The 16,499-nt window shown below is 70.1% G+C and carries 16 protein-coding genes; 9 read left to right on the top strand and 7 right to left on the bottom strand.

The annotated features are described in order from the left end of the window. Positions 1-78: 78 nt before the first annotated feature. Both serB and IG54_RS0126660 read right to left on the bottom strand, forming a co-directional pair. Entirely contained in the window at positions 79-1,299 is a 1,221-nt protein-coding gene (gene serB, locus IG54_RS0126665) for a phosphoserine phosphatase SerB (RefSeq protein ID WP_030789606.1), read from the bottom strand. 298 nt (positions 1,300-1,597) lie between these two features. After that, positions 1,598-3,292, bottom strand: a complete 1,695-nt coding sequence (locus IG54_RS0126660; protein WP_030789605.1) for a streptophobe family protein — start codon at positions 3,290-3,292, stop codon at positions 1,598-1,600. Positions 3,293-3,541: 249 nt separating this feature from the next. Between IG54_RS0126660 and IG54_RS0126655 the strand changes: the two genes are divergently transcribed. Continuing rightward, entirely contained in the window at positions 3,542-6,142 is a 2,601-nt protein-coding gene (locus IG54_RS0126655) for an FHA domain-containing protein (protein ID WP_234336356.1), read from the top strand. 108 nt (positions 6,143-6,250) lie between these two features. Here IG54_RS0126655 and IG54_RS0126650 read toward each other — a convergent pair whose 3' ends face one another. Further along, positions 6,251-6,943 carry a DUF6033 family protein gene (locus IG54_RS0126650; RefSeq protein ID WP_030789599.1) on the bottom strand — a complete coding sequence of 231 codons (693 nt, stop codon included), beginning with the start codon at positions 6,941-6,943 and terminating at the stop codon, positions 6,251-6,253. A gap of 422 nt (positions 6,944-7,365) precedes the next feature. Here IG54_RS0126650 and IG54_RS0126645 point away from each other — a divergent pair, with 422 nt between their 5' ends. The 4 genes from IG54_RS0126645 (at position 7,366) to IG54_RS0126630 (ending at position 9,928) form a co-directional block, all read left to right on the top strand. Further along, the gene (locus tag IG54_RS0126645) at positions 7,366-8,511 is read left to right on the top strand and encodes a GAF domain-containing sensor histidine kinase (protein ID WP_030789595.1); all 1,146 of its coding nucleotides are present in this window, start codon (positions 7,366-7,368) and stop codon (positions 8,509-8,511) included. Continuing rightward, a complete protein-coding gene (locus IG54_RS0126640; RefSeq protein ID WP_324615431.1) occupies positions 8,504-9,169 on the top strand; it encodes a response regulator transcription factor in 666 nt (221 codons plus the stop codon). The genes IG54_RS0126645 and IG54_RS0126640 overlap by 8 nt, the downstream gene beginning before the upstream one ends. A gap of 139 nt (positions 9,170-9,308) precedes the next feature. Further along, the gene (locus tag IG54_RS0126635) at positions 9,309-9,554 is read left to right on the top strand and encodes a chaplin (protein WP_030789588.1); all 246 of its coding nucleotides are present in this window, start codon (positions 9,309-9,311) and stop codon (positions 9,552-9,554) included. Between the two features lie 125 nt (positions 9,555-9,679). Beyond that, positions 9,680-9,928, top strand: coding sequence for a chaplin (locus IG54_RS0126630; protein WP_030789584.1), 249 nt, complete (start codon positions 9,680-9,682; stop codon positions 9,926-9,928). Between the two features lie 165 nt (positions 9,929-10,093). Here the strand turns inward: IG54_RS0126630 and IG54_RS0126625 are convergent, their stop codons facing one another. Continuing rightward, positions 10,094-10,876, bottom strand: coding sequence for a hypothetical protein (locus tag IG54_RS0126625; protein WP_051819988.1), 783 nt, complete (start codon positions 10,874-10,876; stop codon positions 10,094-10,096). A 121-nt stretch (positions 10,877-10,997) separates the two neighbouring features. Here IG54_RS0126625 and IG54_RS0126620 point away from each other — a divergent pair, with 121 nt between their 5' ends. From IG54_RS0126620 to IG54_RS0126605, 3 genes are all read left to right on the top strand, one after another. Continuing rightward, positions 10,998-11,795 carry an ABC transporter ATP-binding protein gene (locus IG54_RS0126620; RefSeq protein WP_030789579.1) on the top strand — a complete coding sequence of 266 codons (798 nt, stop codon included), beginning with the start codon at positions 10,998-11,000 and terminating at the stop codon, positions 11,793-11,795. A gap of 67 nt (positions 11,796-11,862) precedes the next feature. Next, positions 11,863-12,291, top strand: a complete 429-nt coding sequence (locus IG54_RS0126615; protein WP_030789575.1) for an NfeD family protein — start codon at positions 11,863-11,865, stop codon at positions 12,289-12,291. A 117-nt stretch (positions 12,292-12,408) separates the two neighbouring features. Beyond that, positions 12,409-13,344 (top strand): SPFH domain-containing protein, encoded by a 936-nt coding sequence (locus IG54_RS0126605; RefSeq protein WP_030789573.1) that lies wholly within the window; start codon positions 12,409-12,411, stop codon positions 13,342-13,344. Positions 13,345-13,374: 30 nt separating this feature from the next. Here IG54_RS0126605 and IG54_RS0126600 read toward each other — a convergent pair whose 3' ends face one another. The 3 genes from IG54_RS0126600 to IG54_RS0126590 all read right to left on the bottom strand — a co-directional run bounded on the left by IG54_RS0126600 (position 13,375) and on the right by IG54_RS0126590 (position 15,399). Then, a complete protein-coding gene (locus IG54_RS0126600; RefSeq protein WP_030789570.1) occupies positions 13,375-13,887 on the bottom strand; it encodes an HNH endonuclease in 513 nt (170 codons plus the stop codon). Positions 13,888-14,034: 147 nt separating this feature from the next. Next, a complete protein-coding gene (locus IG54_RS0126595; RefSeq protein ID WP_030789567.1) occupies positions 14,035-14,574 on the bottom strand; it encodes a YbhB/YbcL family Raf kinase inhibitor-like protein in 540 nt (179 codons plus the stop codon). Between the two features lie 42 nt (positions 14,575-14,616). Continuing rightward, entirely contained in the window at positions 14,617-15,399 is a 783-nt protein-coding gene (locus IG54_RS0126590; RefSeq protein ID WP_030789564.1) for a sporulation protein, read from the bottom strand. A gap of 163 nt (positions 15,400-15,562) precedes the next feature. On the opposite strand from IG54_RS0126590, the gene IG54_RS0126585 reads away from it, so the two are divergent. After that, positions 15,563-16,204, top strand: coding sequence for a DNA-3-methyladenine glycosylase (locus tag IG54_RS0126585; RefSeq protein WP_030789561.1), 642 nt, complete (start codon positions 15,563-15,565; stop codon positions 16,202-16,204). The last annotated feature ends 295 nt before the right edge of the window (positions 16,205-16,499 follow it).

Below are 16,499 nucleotides of genomic sequence, written 5' to 3'. Positions count from 1 at the left end.
TCGCTACGCCGTCGGGGCCCCGCACCTTGGTGGTGCGGGGCCCCGACAACGTAGAGCGAAGGGCCGTCGTGGCGGCCGTCAGTCGGAATCGGTGTGCGTCTCCGCCGCCTCGACCTCTTCCCGGGTGATCCCGAGGAGATAGAGGACGGTGTCGAGGAAGGGCACGTTCACCGCGGTGTGCGCGGCCTCGCGGACCAGGGGCTTGGCGTTGAAGGCGACACCGAGGCCCGCCGCGTTCAGCATGTCGAGGTCGTTCGCACCGTCGCCGATCGCGACCGTCTGCTCCAGCGGGACCCCGGCCTCCTGGGCGAAGCGGCGCAGCAGCCGCGCCTTGCCCGCCCGGTCGACGACCTCCCCGGTCACCTTCCCGGTGAGCTTGCCGTCGACGATCTCCAGGGTGTTGGCCTGGGCGAAGTCGAGGCCGAGACGTTCCTTCAGATCATCGGTGACCTGGGTGAAACCGCCCGACACGACGCCCACTTGGTAGCCGAGGCGCTTGAGGGTCCGGATGAGGGTGCGGGCGCCCGGGGTCAGCCGGACCGCGGAGCGCACCTTGTCGACGACCGAGGCGTCGAGGCCCGCGAGCAGCGCCACGCGCGCGTGCAGCGACTGCTCGAAGTCCAGCTCGCCGCGCATCGCGGCCGTCGTCACCGCGGCGACCTCCTCCTCGCAGCCGGCGTGCGCGGCGAAGAGTTCGATGACCTCGTCCTGGATGAGCGTCGAGTCGACGTCCATCACGACCAGGCGCTGCGCGCGGCGGTGCAGGCCCGCCGCGACCACCGCGACATCCACGCCGAGCTTCGCGGCCTCTATGGCGAGGGCGGTGCGCAGCGGCTCGGTCTCGGTGCCGGACACCGCGAACTCGACGGCGGTGACGGGGTACTTGGCGAGCCGGAAGATCCGGTCGATGTTGCCGCCGGTCGCGGTGATGCTCGCGGCGATCGCGGCCGTCGACTCCGAGGTCAGGGGGTGGCCGAGGACGGTCACGTGCGAACGCCCGAGGCCGCGCGGCCGGTTGTCGCCGATGCCCGAGATGATCTCGGCCTGCATCTTCATCGACTCCGCCCAGCTGTGGACGGTGGCGCGCAGGTCACCCTCAAGACCGGCGGGCGGCGCGGTCACGAGCGCGCACAGCACGATGCGGCCGCGGGTGACGACCTGCTCGATGTCGACGACGTCGACGGAGTAGGCGGCGAGGGTGTCGAAGAGGCCGGCGGTGAGGCCGGGACGGTCCTTGCCGAAGATCTTGACGAGGAGCGTCGGGATGTCGGCGGGCTGAGGGGGCTGCGGAGCACTCATGGTGATCCCTACCGTATCCGCCTGCCTTCCTGGGGTGCCTGGTGGTCCGCTTCCCGGACACCGGACGTTCGTCTTTTCGTCGCTGTCCGTGCTCTGCGTTCTGCGATCTGCGTTCTGCCCGTCGTTTGTATTCCGCCCGCTTCGCGGCGGATCACCCCACCCACCCACCCGTTTGCCCCGCACCACCCAGCTAGGCAGGGCCCGCTCCTCCCGCTCCTCCCGTTGTGGGCAGGCGTCCCGCACGGCGGGACGGGTGGGCACAACCTTCGGTGCCGGGTTTCGAGGGAAGAGGCGTGCGTCAGCGGGGCCTGCGGGGCGGGGCCTCCGGAGGTGGTGGGGGAGGCGGCGGCGGAGGAGGGGGCCAGTCGCCCGAGCGGGGGCGGGGCCGGTTCGGGTGAGGGCGGGGCTGGGGCCGGGGCGGTGGCACGATCGGCCCCACCATGGTCGGCGCGCTGGAGACATCCCCCGGCGGCCGCAGATAGGGGTTCGTATCAGGGTTCGGCGGCCGATGCGGAGCCCCGGGCCGATACGGCCCCGCCGCCGTGGAAGCCTCAACCACAACCCCCGCCGAGTCCGCCGCCGGCACCGGCACCGGCACTGACGCCAGAGGCGAAACCCTCCCACCCGCCACCCCGGTGGCACACGCCATCAACGCCCCCGCCACCCCCGCCCCGAACCCCCACGCCGCCCCGAGCGGCACCGCTACCCCCAGTCGGCCGTGCAGCTCGATCCCCGCGCCGAACGCGTCGAAGCCGAACACCGACAGCGAGGCGTCGGCGGATACCCCGGTCAGCCACACCAGCAGCGGAAGCCCGACCGCGGTCACGGCCCCGAGCCGCACTCCGCAGCGCCCGGCGAACCCCACGGCGCCCCCCGCCTTGGGGGACCGCACCGCCGTGAGCACCCCGGCGAACAGCATCATCAGCACCGCCGCGACGCCCAGCAGCCAGACCCTGCCGTCCAGTTCGGCGAGCCGCCCCAGCGTGAGTGCCTTGTCGGAAGGACCGGTCAGCAGATCGTCCACCGGATCCGGCAGGAAGCGGACGAGCACGCCCGTCGCCCTGCCGTCCCACGGCACGAGGAGCCCCACGGGAATGCCGAGCCACACACCGTTCGGCGCCCCGAGCAGCGCGGCACCGGCGATACGCCGCGGATGGTCGTCGCCGATCATCGCGTACGCCGCCGCGGCGAACCCCGCGGCGACCGCGACCAGAACCACCGCGACCAGCGCGGAAGCCGCGGGCCGCACCACCCGGTGCAGTACATCCAGGCCGCGCGGCAGCGGCGTGCGGCGCGAGGCGAGCAGCGCGATCAGCAGCACACCGGCCGCCCAGAGCGTCCCGCCGAGCAGCGTCGGCACGGTGTCGACGGAGAAGCCGACGGAGGCCTTCGCCTCCGCAAGGTCCCCGAGCCGGTCGGGCAGCAGCCCCCCGATGCCCCCGATGTCCCCCAGGCCGTCGGGCAGCTTGTCGCCGATCCCGTCGGGCAACCGGTCGAGCCCTTCCTCGATCCCTTTGTCGATGCCGAGCTGCTCACCGTCGATCGTGACGACGTCGTGACCGACCCACGCGAGTCCCGCGAGCATCGCCACGAAGAGAGCGAGCACCGACCCCACCCGCGCGCCGAGTTCGACGGGGGTGATGACCACCCCCGCTCCGCGCAGGGAGCGCAGGAGGAAGTGGGCGAGGAGCAGCGCCCCCACCAGGCCCACGCCGAGTGGCGCGATATCGATCGCCGTGGTCGCCTCCGCCTCGTCCAGGCCGAACGCCGAGACGTCGCCGGACGGCGTGACCGAACCCCCCGCGCCGAGCGCGACCGTCGCGGCCGCCATCGGTCCGAGCGCGCCCATCGAGTCCGCGCCGAGCAGATGTAGCGCGAGAGCGGCCGTCGCCGCCATGCCGACCAGCGACCAGCTCACGGCCGCGACGGCACAGAGCAGTACGTCGCCCCACGGCACGCCCCGGCCTTCACGTTCGTATGCGCAGGCCTGCATCAGGACCCCCGAACCGCAGTGCGTCGCCCTCTCACCACGGGGCTCACATTTCACGCGATACGTAGGTTTTCACGCATCTCATACGCGTAATGGCCGTGATGGGTGCTTACTACTCTCCGGGGCGATTTCTTCCCCGTCAACGGGGCAACCCCGGGGGCCGGTACGCAGTCTTCACAAGGCCCGACTTTCGGTCAGAGGCCTCCTCCTGAAATAGTTCCTCCCGATGTTCGACATCCCTAGACTCCCCACATGGGGGCTAGCTCGGGGGACAACTCAGTGGGGCATGGAGTGCCGGAACTCGTACTGGAATTGAATGGAAGGTCCTGGACGCTCGACGCGTCCAGGCCATACACCCTCGGACGTGATCCGCAGGGAGATATCGCGCTCGACGACGCCAGGGTCTCCTGGCGTCACGCCACGATCAGCTGGAGCGGGCGCAGTTGGGTCATTGAGGACCACGGCAGTACCAACGGCACCTACGTGCAGGGCCAGCGGATCCACCAGATGGAGATCGGCCCGGGCTCGGCCGTGCACCTCGGCAACGCGACCGACGGCCCGCGGCTGAACCTGTCCGCGAGCGCCGCGGCCGCGGCCGTGCCCGCACCGCAGCAGCACGCCCAGCAAGCTCAGCACGCGCCGCAGCAGGCCCCGTACCAGCCACAGCACCAGGGCTGGCAGCAACAGCAGCAGCCCCAGCAACACCAGCAGCAGCCGCCCCAGCAGCAGCACCAGCCGCCCCAGCGGCCCCACGTGCCGCAGCAGCAGGGCGGCCCTGCCGAGCAGTACGCGCAGAAGACGCCCGGTTCCGGCGGCGCCGCGGGGGCACCGCCGGTCTACGGCGACCGCAGCCCGACGACGTTCCACCAGCTCGCGCTCGGCCGCAAGATGCGCATCGGCCGCGCCCTGGAGAACGAGCTGGTCGTCTCCGACCTCCAGGTCTCGCGCCACCACGCGGAATTCACGGCGACGCCCGACGGCCGCTTCGAGATCCACGACCTCGGCTCGCACAACGGCACGTACGTCAACGGCCAGCCGATCGCGAAGTCCTCGACGGTCCTGATCGGCCCGAATGACATCGTCGGTGTCGGCCACTCGACGTTCCGCCTCGTCGGCGGACAGCTCGAGGAGTTCGTCGACACCGGTGACGTCTCCTTCTCGGCCCGTCACCTCACGGTCACGGTCGACGGCGGCAAGCAGATCCTCAAGGACGTCTCCTTCGGCGTCCCGGAGAAGTCGCTGATCGCGGTCATCGGCCCCTCGGGTTCCGGAAAGTCCACCCTGCTCAAGGCGCTGACCGGCTACCGGCCCGCCAACCAGGGCGACGTCCTGTACGACAACCGCAACCTCTACAAGCAGTTCGCCGAGCTGCGCCAGCGCATCGGTCTGGTCCCGCAGGACGACATCCTGCACAAGGAGCTGACCGTCAAGAAGGCCCTGAAGTACGCGGCCAAGCTGCGCTTCCCGGCCGACACCACGGAGACCGAGCGCGACGCCCGCATAGGCGAGGTGCTGCGCGAGCTGAAGCTGGACATCCACAAGGAGAAGAAGGTCACCTCCCTCTCCGGTGGCCAGCGCAAGCGTGTGTCGGTCGCTTTGGAGCTGCTGACCAAGCCGTCGCTGATCTTCCTGGACGAGCCGACCTCCGGCCTCGACCCGGGCATGGACCGCGACGTCATGCAGCTCCTGCGCGGCCTCGCCGACGACGGCCGTACGGTCCTCGTCGTCACGCACTCGGTCGCCGAGCTGGCGATCTGCGACAAGCTCCTGGTCATGGCGCCCGGCGGCTCGGTGGCGTACTTCGGTCCTCCGGAGGAGGCCCTCAACTTCTTCGGCTACAGCACCTGGGCCGACGTCTTCTCCGCCTTCGAGAACTACCGCGACTACGACTGGGCGGGCCGCTGGAAGGGCTCGCAGCACTACCAGATGTACGCCGCGGACATCGACGCCGTCGCCGCGCAGTCCGTCCCGATGCCGCCCCCGCAGGCGGTCAAGCCGCCCAAGCCGCAGGGCTGGGGCTCGCAGCTGTGGACCCTGATCCGCCGCTACACCTCGGTGATCGCCTCCGACAAGGGCTTCATGGGCCTGATGGTGATCCTGCCCGCGGTCCTCGGCATCGTCAGCGTCGTCATCCCGGCCGACTTCGGCCTCGCCGCACCGAAACCGCCCTCGAAGTTCAACGGCGACGCCGGCACGATCATGCTGATCCTCGCGGTCGGCATGTGCTTCTCGGGCGCGGCCAACTCCGTACGTGAGCTGATCAAGGAACGGGTCATCTACGAACGGGAACGGGCCACCGGCCTCTCCCGCTCGGCGTACCTGATGTCCAAGGTCATCGTCCTCGGCGTGATCACGGCCATCCAGGGCGTCATCATCTGCGGCATCGGCTTCGCCCCGCGCAAGCTGCCGGAAGAGGGCCTGCTCATGCCCCCGGCCGTGGAGATCTGCCTGACGATCATCGCCCTCGGCTTCACGTCGATGATGTTCGGCCTGGTCATCTCCTCGCTGGTGAAGACCGCCGAGAAGACCATGCCGCTCCTGGTCATGTTCGCCATCGTCCAGGTCGTCTTCACCGGCGTCCTCTTCCAGGTCTACGGCTCGCCCGGCCTGGAGCAGTTCGCCTGGCTGATGCCGTCGCGCTGGGCCATCGCGGGCGCGGGCTCCACGCTCGACCTCGCGCACCTCATGCCGCCGTGGGACGCGAAGAACCCCACCGACCTGGACCCCCTCTGGGAGCACTCGGTCGGACAGTGGGGCATCAACATCACGGTCCTGCTCGCGCTCGGCGTCATCTGCGGCTTCGCGGTCGCGCGCCTGCTGCGCCGGCACGAGCCGGAGGTCATGCGCAAGTAAGCGCGCCATGACGCACGAGAAGGGCGGCACCCCGCGCGGGGTGCCGCCCTTCGGCGTCTGCGAACCTCGTCTTCGACTGAAGAGGTCCAGTGATCAGGCGATCAAGGCTCAGTAGGCGCCGTTCACGTTGTCCATGGAGCCGTACCGGTCGGCGGCGTAGTTGGCCGCGGCCGTGATGTTGGCGACCGGGTCGTAGATGTTCGTGGACGTGCCCTCCACGTGGTACGCGTCGAACGTCGGCTTGATGACCTGGAGCAGGCCGATCGACGGGGTGCCGTTGATCGCGTTGATGTCCCAGCCGTTGATGGCGTTCGGGTTGCCCGAGGACTCGCGCAGGATGTTGCGGTGCAGACCCTCGTAGGAACCGGGGATGCCCTTGGCCTTCATGATGTCCAGGGACTGGCGGATCCAGCCGTCGAGGTTGTTGGCGTAGACGGGCTTGCGGGCGGCGGCGCGGCTCGCCGTCTCCTTGGCCTTGCGCTCGTCCTCGGCCTTCTTCTTCGCGGCGGCCTCGTCAGCCGCCTTCTTGTCGGCGGCGGCCTTCGCGGCGGCGTCCTTGGCCTGCTTGTCGGCGTTCGACTGCTGCTTGGAGACGCCGGCGTGCACCGACTGCTGCGCGTCGGCGGAGACGGCGAAGGCGACGGGGGAGACGTCGGCTGCCTGGGTCGTGGCCTCGGAGCTGCCCGGCACGAGGGAGAAGGCGAGGGCGGCGGCGCCGAGGGTGGCGACTCCGGCGATCGAGAACTTCTGGGTCTTGGTCAGGTCGGCGCGACTATGACCAGGGGTGCTGTGCTGGGACATGCGAAACGGACCTCTTCGAATCAGCGGAGGTCGCTCTGGCCGGTGGGGGACAGGTGCTTACGCGGCACAAACGCCGCGGTGCGAAGACCGCGGCGCCGAGCGACGGGAGCAATTCTTAGCGGCAGCAAAATTCTGTGGCAAAGCAGTGACGTACGACCCGGCATAGTGGATCAGGGGGTGGGCGACCGATCCGTATGACCCCGCATCCCCGTCCCCATAAGGGTTTCCTTATCCACTAGGGACCTTCGTACGTGATGTTCGCCCTATGCGCGGGCTCACATCGGTCGAGTAACAGTCTCACCATGAGTTGCCCCAGCAATGCGCTCGGTGAGATCGGCCGCCGGTCCTAGGCCTCGCGGCCCATGGGCGGGCCTCCACAGGGCGGATACGCACTGTCACACCTCGCCGGTACGGTGTCGCCCATGAGTCAAGGACCCCGATCCGGCCTGGACGCGGTGAGCGCCGCGCTGCTCGCCATGAGCAGGCACCTGGAGGTGCGCGACGTCCTCAAGACGATCGTCGCCTCGGCCCGCGAGCTGCTCGACGCCGAGTACGCCGCGCTCGGGGTCCCCGACGACCACGGCGGCTTCGCCCAGTTCGTCGTCGACGGCGTCAGCGAGGAGCAGTGGAAGGCCATCGGGCCCCTGCCCCGCCAGCACGGCATCCTCGCCGCGATGCTCCAGAAGGCCGAGCCCGAGCGCCTCGCGGACGTGCGCCAGGACCCCCGCTTCGAGGGTTGGCCCGACGCCCACCCGGACATGTCCGACTTCCTCGGCCTCCCGATCCGCTACGGCGACGAGACCCTCGGCGCGCTCTTCCTCGCCAACAAGACGTGCCCCAAGCCCGAGGGCGGCTGCGGCTTCACCGCGGACGACGAGGAACTGCTCGCCCTCCTCGCCCAGCACGCCGCGATCGCCCTCACCAACGCCCGCCTGTATGAGCGGAGCCGCGAGCTGACCATCGCCGAGGAGCGCTCGCGCCTCGCCCACGAGCTGCACGACGCCGTCAGCCAGAAGCTCTTCTCGCTGCGCCTGACGGCCCAGGCCGCCGCCGCCCTGGTGGACCGCGACCCCTCCCGCGCCAAGGGCGAGCTGCACCAGGTCGCCACGCTGGCGGCCGAGGCGGCGGACGAGCTGCGCGCGGCCGTCGTGGAGCTGCGCCCCGCGGCCCTGGACGAGGACGGCCTGGTGGCCACCCTGCGCACGCACACCCAGGTACTGCACCGCGCGCACTCCGCACAGGTCACCTTCGAGAGCAACGGCGTACGAGCGCTGCCGGCCTCCCAGGAGGAGGCGATGCTGCGGGTCGCCCAGGAGGCCCTGCACAACGCCCTGCGCCACTCCGGGGCCGAGCGGGTCACCGTGCTGCTGGACAAGCGGGGCGCCGGAGCCGTCCTGCGCGTCATCGACGACGGCACGGGCTTCGACCCCAAGGCCATACGTCGCGCGGGGCGCCACCTGGGCCTGGTCTCCATGCGGGACCGGGCGAGCGGGGTCGGCGGACGGCTGACCGTGGAATCGGAGCCCGGCAAGGGCACCACGATCGAGATGGAGGTCCCCGGTGGCTGACGACGCCGCGCGCGACGCGAAGAGTGGGATCCGGGTGCTGCTGGTCGACGACCACCAGGTGGTCCGCCGCGGTCTGCGGACGTTCTTGGAGGTGCAGGACGACATCGAGGTCGTCGGTGAGGCGTCGGACGGCGCCGAGGGCGTCGCGCTCGCCGAGGAGCTGAGGCCGGACGTCGTCCTGATGGACGTCAAGATGCCCGGCATGGACGGCGTCGAGGCGCTGCGCAAGCTCCGCGAGCTGGCCAACCCCGCGCGCGTGCTCATCGTCACCAGTTTCACCGAGCAGCGCACGGTCGTCCCGGCCCTCCGCGCGGGCGCCGCGGGGTACGTCTACAAGGACGTCGACCCCGACGCCCTCGCCGGTGCCATCCGCTCGGTGCACGCGGGACACGTCCTGCTCCAGCCCGAGGTGGCGGGCGCTCTCCTCTCCCAGGAGGAGGCGCACGGCGGCCAGGGCAGGGGCGGCACGCTGACCGAGCGCGAGCGGGAGGTGCTCAGCCTCATCGCCGACGGCCGTTCCAACCGCGAGATCGCCCGCGCCCTCGTCCTCTCCGAGAAGACCGTCAAGACACACGTCTCGAACATCCTGATGAAGCTGGACCTGGCCGACCGCACCCAGGCCGCGCTGTGGGCCGTACGCCATGGCGTGACCGGCTGAGAGCGGACCGTCCTGTTCCGGTGTGAGATTCATACCGTCGTGTGAGTGTCACCCGGATGGCGCATCCTCCGCGCCGCCGCGGCGTTCTCCAGTGCGTGCTGCGGCGGCTGGTCGCAGCGATCGCTAGGAGGGTCCAGAAGTGAAGAACCTGAAGAAGGCCGCTGCCGTCACGATGGTGGCCGGTGGTCTGGTCGCGGCCGGCGCCGGTATGGCCTCCGCCCACGGCGGCGCGGGCGCCCAAGGCGTCGCCAAGAACTCCCCGGGCGTCGTCTCCGGCAACCTGGTTCAGGCCCCGATCCACGTCCCGGTGAACGCGTGCGGCAACAGCGTCTCGGTCATCGGCGTCCTGAACCCCACGTTCGGGAACGTCTGCAAGAACATCTGATCGCACCCACGCGATCCACCGGCCGCGTCCGCGCGGCCGGTCCCCGTTCTCCGCGACTGCCACCGCGCCGCACGCCCCTGACCCCGCGGCCGGGGTCGCCCACGTCAGCAAGAGGAGCACTCCCCATGAACAGCATCGCCAAGAAGGCCGCCCTGGCCGCCGTCACCGCCGGTCTCGCCGCCGCTGCCTCCGCCGGTGCCGCGTCCGCCACCTCGGACGCCCAGGCCCAGGGCACCGCCGCGAACTCGCCGGGCGTCGGCTCGGGCAACCTCGTGCAGGCCCCGATCCACATCCCCGTCAACGCCACGGGCAACAGCGTCGACGTGATCGGCGTGCTCAACCCCGCCTTCGGCAACGCCTCGGTGAACCGCTGACACACTGCCCTCCCGGGCACACTGCCCTCCCGGGCACACTGCCCTCCCGGGCACACTGCCCTCCCGGGCACACCGCCCTCCCGGGCACACCGCCCTCCCGGGCACAGAAGGCCCCGCGGACCAACCGGCCCGCGGGGCCTTCCCCGTGCCCGGCTCCAGGACCCGTCAGTGCCGCTCCCGCTCCTCCACGTACGCGTTGTAGGCGGCCACCTGCGCCCGCCTGGCCGTCCGCTCCACCGGCCGCAGCGCCAGCCCCCGCGCGGCCATCTCCGAGGCGCTCACCGCGCCGCCGTGACCGTTCTCGTACGCCAGGGAGATCAGCAGGCCCACCCGCTGCGCCAGCTCCAACACCCGTACCGCTCGCGGCGGATACCCGGGAGCCAGCACCTCGCGGCCCGCCTCGGCCCGCGCCCGGTACGCGTCGAGCGCGGCCTCCGCCACGGGACCGGAGCCCGCCACGTCGAGCCGGGCCAGCACCGCCGTCGCCTCCCGCAGCGCCTCCGCCAGCTCGCGCTCCGCCTCGCCGAGCGAGGGCACGTCGGCGGGCGGCGCCTCACGGACGGCCAGACAGAGCCAGCGGACCTCCACGTGTACGTCGCCCTCGGGCCCCGCCTCGTACACCTCGGGAACGAGCCCGTACGGGGCGCCGAACGCGACGACCGCCTCCTCCGCCTCCAGGGCGCGCGCGTTGAACTCGGGCGGACCGCTCAGTCCGAGCGGATGCCCCGGCGCGGGCAGCGCCACCCGCAGACCCCGCACCCCGAGCGCCCGCAGGCGGCCCATCGCGAGGGTCAGACCGACCGGGCCCGACTCGCCGGGAAGTCCTTCGACCCGGTGCACCGCGTCCTCGCCGACCATGGCGAGCACCGCGTCATCCGGAGAAACAAGTCCGGCCAAAAGGGCATTTCCCCATGCGGCCAAGCGTCCTGAGCGTGGTTCCGAGAGCATGCACACAGCCTAAGGACCGGGCTCACGACAGGAACGCCCGGCCGGTGGCGTAGGTTTTATCCGGGGGCCGCGTCCACAGGCGCGAGCGACGACCGAGACTGCAATGGGAGACAGCGCGCTCATGAGCGATGTACTGGAGCTTGAGGACGTATCTGTGGTCCGCGAGGGCCGGGCTCTGGTGGACCAGGTCTCCTGGTCGGTCAAGGAGGGGGAGCGCTGGGTCATCCTCGGACCGAACGGCGCGGGCAAGACCACCCTCCTCAACGTCGCGTCCAGCTACCTCTTCCCGAGCACCGGCACCGCCACCATCCTCGGCGAGACCCTCGGCAAGCCCGGCACTGACGTCTTCGAACTGCGCCCGCGCATCGGCGTCGCCGGTATCGCGATGGCGGACAAGCTGCCCAAGCGCCAGACCGTGCTCCAGACGGTGCTCACCGCCGCGTACGGCATGACCGCCGGCTGGCACGAGAACTACGAGGACGTCGACGAGCAGCGCGCCCGCGCCTTCCTCGACCGCCTCGGCATGAGCGACTACCTCGACCGCAGGTTCGGCACCCTCTCCGAGGGCGAGCGCAAGCGCACCCTGATCGCCCGCGCCCTGATGACCGACCCCGAGCTGCTGCTCCTCGACGAGCCCGCCGCGGGCCTCGACCTCGGCGGCCGCGAAGACCTCGTACGCCGCCTCGGCCGCCTCGCCCGCGACCCCATCGCCCCCTCGATGATCATGGTCACGCACCACGTCGAGGAGATCGCCCCCGGCTTCACCCACGTCCTGATGATCCGTCAGGGCAAGATCCTTGCCGCGGGCCCGCTGGAGCTGGAACTCACCTCCCGCAACCTCTCCCTCTGCTTCGGCCTCCCGCTGGTCGTCGAGCAGCGGAACGACCGCTGGACCGCCACGGGCCTGCCCCTCTCCTGAGGGGCGCGCCCCGGCCCGACTGATCGCGCCCTGTCCCGGAAGGGACCCCCGCGCCTACGATGACCGCGTGGACATCGACGCATGGGTGTGGTGGCTGATCGGCGCCGCCGCACTCGGAATCCCGCTCGTACTGACCGCCATGCCCGAGCTGGGCATGCTCGCCGTGGGCGCCGTCGCGGCGGCCGTCACCGCAGGCCTCGGCGGTGACACGGTCGTTCAGGTCGTCGTCTTCGCCGCGGTCTCGGTCGCGCTCATCGCCGTCGTACGCCCCATCGCGAACCGGCACCGGTCCCAGCGGCCCGAACTGGCCACCGGAATCGACGCGTTGAAGGGCAGATCGGCCGTCGTCCTCGAACGGGTCGACGCCTCCGGAGGCCGCATCAAACTGGCGGGGGAGACCTGGTCGGCACGCGCGCTCGACCCGGACCGCGCCTACGAGGCGGGCCAGGAGGTGGACGTCGTCGAGATCGACGGAGCGACGGCCATCGTCCTGTGAATGCCCCACGGGCCGTGCGGCGGTCTGACAGACTCGACCAGCAAGATCTTTGAGATCCCGCAGATCGTCGAGATCCCGCGGACAAACGCCGAGGCATGAAGGGTACGGGGAGCCACGATGGAACCGATCATCATCGTCCTGATCATTCTGGTGGTGCTGGTATTCATCGCCCTGATCAAGACCATCCAGGTCATCCCGCAGGCCAGCGCCGCCATCGTCGAGCGCTTCGGCCGCTACACCCGCACGCTGAACGCGGGACTCAACATCGTCGTCCCGTTCATCGACTCGATCCGCAACCGCATCGACCTCCGTGAACAGGTCGTCCCCTTCCCGCCCCAGCCGGTGATCACCCAGGACAACCTGGTGGTCAACATCGACACGGTCATCTACTACCAGGTGACCGACGCGCGGGCCGCGACGTACGAGGTCGCCAGCTACATCCAGGCGATCGAGCAGCTCACCGTCACCACCCTGCGCAACATCATCGGCGGCATGGACCTGGAGCGGACCCTGACCTCCCGCGAGGAGATCAACGCCGCCCTGCGCGGCGTCCTCGACGAGGCCACCGGCAAGTGGGGCATCCGCGTCAACCGCGTCGAGCTGAAGGCGATCGAGCCGCCGACCTCCATCCAGGACTCGATGGAGAAGCAGATGCGCGCCGACCGCGACAAGCGCGCCGCGATCCTCCAGGCCGAAGGTGTACGGCAGTCGGAGATCCTCCGCGCCGAGGGCGAGAAGCAGTCCGCGATCCTGCGCGCCGAAGGTGAGGCCAAGGCCGCGGCCCTGCGCGCCGAGGGCGAGGCCCAGGCGATCCGTACGGTCTTCGAGTCCATCCACGCAGGCGACCCGGACCAGAAGCTCCTCTCCTACCAGTACCTCCAGATGCTCCCGAAGATCGCCGAGGGCGACGCCAACAAGCTCTGGATCGTCCCCAGCGAAATCGGCGACGCCCTCAAGGGCCTCGGCGGCGCACTCGGCAACTTCGGCCCCCTGGGCGGAGGTTCGGTCCCCGCGCAGGGCAAGGAGCGTCGCGAGCAGCCGCCGATCGACTGACGCGCCGAAGGGGCCCGACGCCTCGGGGCCCTACGCCGCGGGCACGGGCTGCGCCAGCCACTCCGGCAGGGAGGCCAGTTCCTCCCGCCCCAGTGACAGGAGCATCGCGCCCGCGGGAGTCGGCTCGAACGGCTGCCGCAACAGCGGCATCCCCGCCTCCTCCGGAGTCCGGTTCGCCTTGCGGTGGTTGTCCATCGCGCAGGAAGCCACCGTGTTCAGCCAGGAGTCGGCGCCGCCCTGCGACCGCGGCACCACGTGGTCCACCGTCGTCGCGCGCCTGCCGCAGTACGCGCACCGGTGCTGGTCCCGTACCAGGACGCCCCGCCTCGACCACGGAGCCTGTCTTCGGAACGGCACCCGGACATATCTACAGAGCCTGATCACCCGCGGCAGCGGCATCTCGACCGCCGCCGCGCGCACACGGAGTCCGGGGTGGGCCTGCTCGACCACGGCCTTGTCCTGGAGCACCAGAACGACGGCTCGGTTGAGCGTCACCGTAGAGAGCGGCTCGAAGCTCGCGTTCAGTACCAGCGTGTCCCGCATCAACCTGCCCACCTCCCGTATGCACCGGCCCACCGCCTGGCGGGCTGGATCAACTCTGGCCGGGCACGCCGAGATGGACAACGCAATAAAAAATGCCCGCCTCTGATCACTTCCATGACCAGAGGCGGGCAAACAATCGGTGAACGCTCAGTTCTCTGCGGGAGCGCCGTACTCGGCGATGACCTGCGCACGCGCGAGCGTGTGGAACCGGAGGTTGAAGCCCACGAACGCGGGTGAGGCGTCCGAGTCCGGCCCCAGCCGCTCCTGGTCCACCGCGTACACGGTGAACACATAGCGGTGCGCCGGGTCGCCGGGCGGCGGCGCGGCCCCTCCGAAGTCCTTCGTCCCGAAGTCGTTGCGCACCTGCACCGCGCCCTCGGGCAGCCCTTCGAACTTGCCGCTGCCCGCACCGGCCGGCAGCTCGGTGACGGAGACCGGGATGTCGAAGACGGTCCAGTGCCAGAACCCGCTGCCCGTAGGGGCATCCGGGTCGAAACACGTCACGGCGAAGCTCTTGGTCTCCGGCGGAAAACCCTCCCACCGCAGCTGCGGCGAGGTGTTCCCGGCCGCGTAGACCTGGGCGTCGGCAAGGACCGCCCCCGGCTCGACGTCCTCACTCGCGACCGTGAACGACGGCACGGGCGGATGGAAGTCATGGGGAAGCGGCGGCCTCTTCAACTCGGTCACGTGAGCACCTCCTGGTTGATTGCTGTGCGTCCGACCTCGACCCTAGAACCAGTTGCGCTTGCTGCCGACCTGGGACAGCCACTCGTTCAGGTACGCGGGCCAGTCCGTGCCCTGGAAGTCGTTCAGCCCCACCTTGAAGGACCGGAACGAGTCGCTGCTCTCGCTGAACAGGCCCGGCTTCTTGTCCATCTCCAGGACGACGTCCATCTCGCGCTCGTCCGCGACGAAGCTCAACTCGACCTGGTTCAGACCGCGGTACTGCTGCGGCGGGAAGAACTCGATCTCCTGGTAGAACGGCAGCTTCTGCCGCGTACCCCGGATGTGGCCGCGCTCCATGTCGGCGCTCTTGAAGCGGAAGCCCAGCTGGATGAAGGCGTCCAGGATGGCCTGCTGCGCGGGCAGCGGGTGCACGTTGATCGGGTCCAGGTCACCGGAGTCCACGGCGCGCGCGATCTCCAGCTCGGTGGTCACCCCGATGTTCATGCCGCGCAGCTGCTGCCCGTCGATGCTCGTGACCGGCGTCTCCCAGGGGATCTCCAGGCCGAACGGCACCGCGTGCACCTCGCCCGCCAGGAGCGTGAAGGCACCGCCGAGGCGCACCTTGGTGAACTCGATGTCCTGCTTGGTCTCCTGGTCGTTGCCCTCGACCTCGACCCGGGCCTGAAGACCGACGGACAGCGCCTCGATCTGCTGGTCCACCGACCCGCCCTGGATCCGCACCTCACCCTGGACGACACCGCCGGGAACCACGTTGACCTCGGTCAGCACGGTCTCGACCGAGGCACCGCCGGCACCCAGACTCGCGAGCAGCTTCTTGAACCCCATGACACTCCACTCCCCAGGCCGCCGCCTGTGGCTCGTCTCGACTTGAATCCTTGATCGGTACAAACGCGAGGGGACCCCGCCCGGTTCCGCGTCCCCGCCCTGACAACCGGGCACCCCGAAGGGCATCCGTATAAACGGCCCGGGTGTACTACGCTCGTAAGGCATGATCTTGGCCCCTGACCGTACGCCCCTGACCCGAGACTTCTTCGACCGCCCCGTCCTGGAAGTCGCCCCCGACCTCCTTGGCCGCGTCCTCGTACGCGACTCGGACGACGGACCGATCGAGGTCCGCCTGACAGAGGTGGAGGCGTACGCGGGTGAAGCCGACCCCGGCTCCCACGCGTATCGCGGCCGCACGCCCCGCAACGACGTGATGTTCGGCCCGCCCGGACACGTGTACGTCTACTTCACCTACGGCATGTGGCACTGCATGAACCTCGTCACCGGTCCCGAGGGCACGGCGAGCGCGGTCCTGCTGCGGGCCGGGGAGATCACGGTGGGTGCCGAGCTGGCTCGGACGCGTCGACTCTCGGCCCGAAACGACAAGGAACTGGCCAAAGGCCCGGCCCGACTGGCCACCGCCCTTGACGTGGACCGGAGCCTCGACGGCGCGGACCTCTGCGGAGACCCGGCCAGCCCCTTCCGGCTCCTGGCGGGGACGCCCGTCGAAGCCGACCAGGTCAGCGAGGGTCCCCGCACCGGAGTAGGAGGGGAGGGCTCCGTCCACCCCTGGCGCTTCTGGACGGCCAACGACCCTACGGTCAGCCCCTATCGGGCCCATGTGCCCCGGCGCCGCCGAACTTGACGCGGCCTGGGGGCCTCCGTAATGTAGTCCGAGCCGCTTGAACCGGTCACGGCAATCTGCCGGGAGCTGGAAGCGGCCAACCACTACCTACGACTTCCCCTCAGCGGGGGCTTATTTCGCATGCTCGCATGTCGAAATTCGAACCCGCAGAACTCGATTATGAGTTGCGGAGGGAATCCGCTAAAGTAGTGAACACGCCGAAAGGCAAAGGCCCTCCAACGGCCACCGGAAATGAAATCCGAACCGGAAACGGAACGGAAAACGGATCTGGTAGGGTTGGAAACACGAAATACCG

It is taken from the genome of Streptomyces sp. NRRL S-920 (assembly GCF_000717945.1).
In the GTDB taxonomy this organism is placed as follows: domain Bacteria; phylum Actinomycetota; class Actinomycetes; order Streptomycetales; family Streptomycetaceae; genus Streptomyces; species Streptomyces alboniger.
The sequence above is the reverse complement of the archived record's forward strand: the minus strand, read 5'-3'. Positions and strand labels throughout refer to the sequence as shown.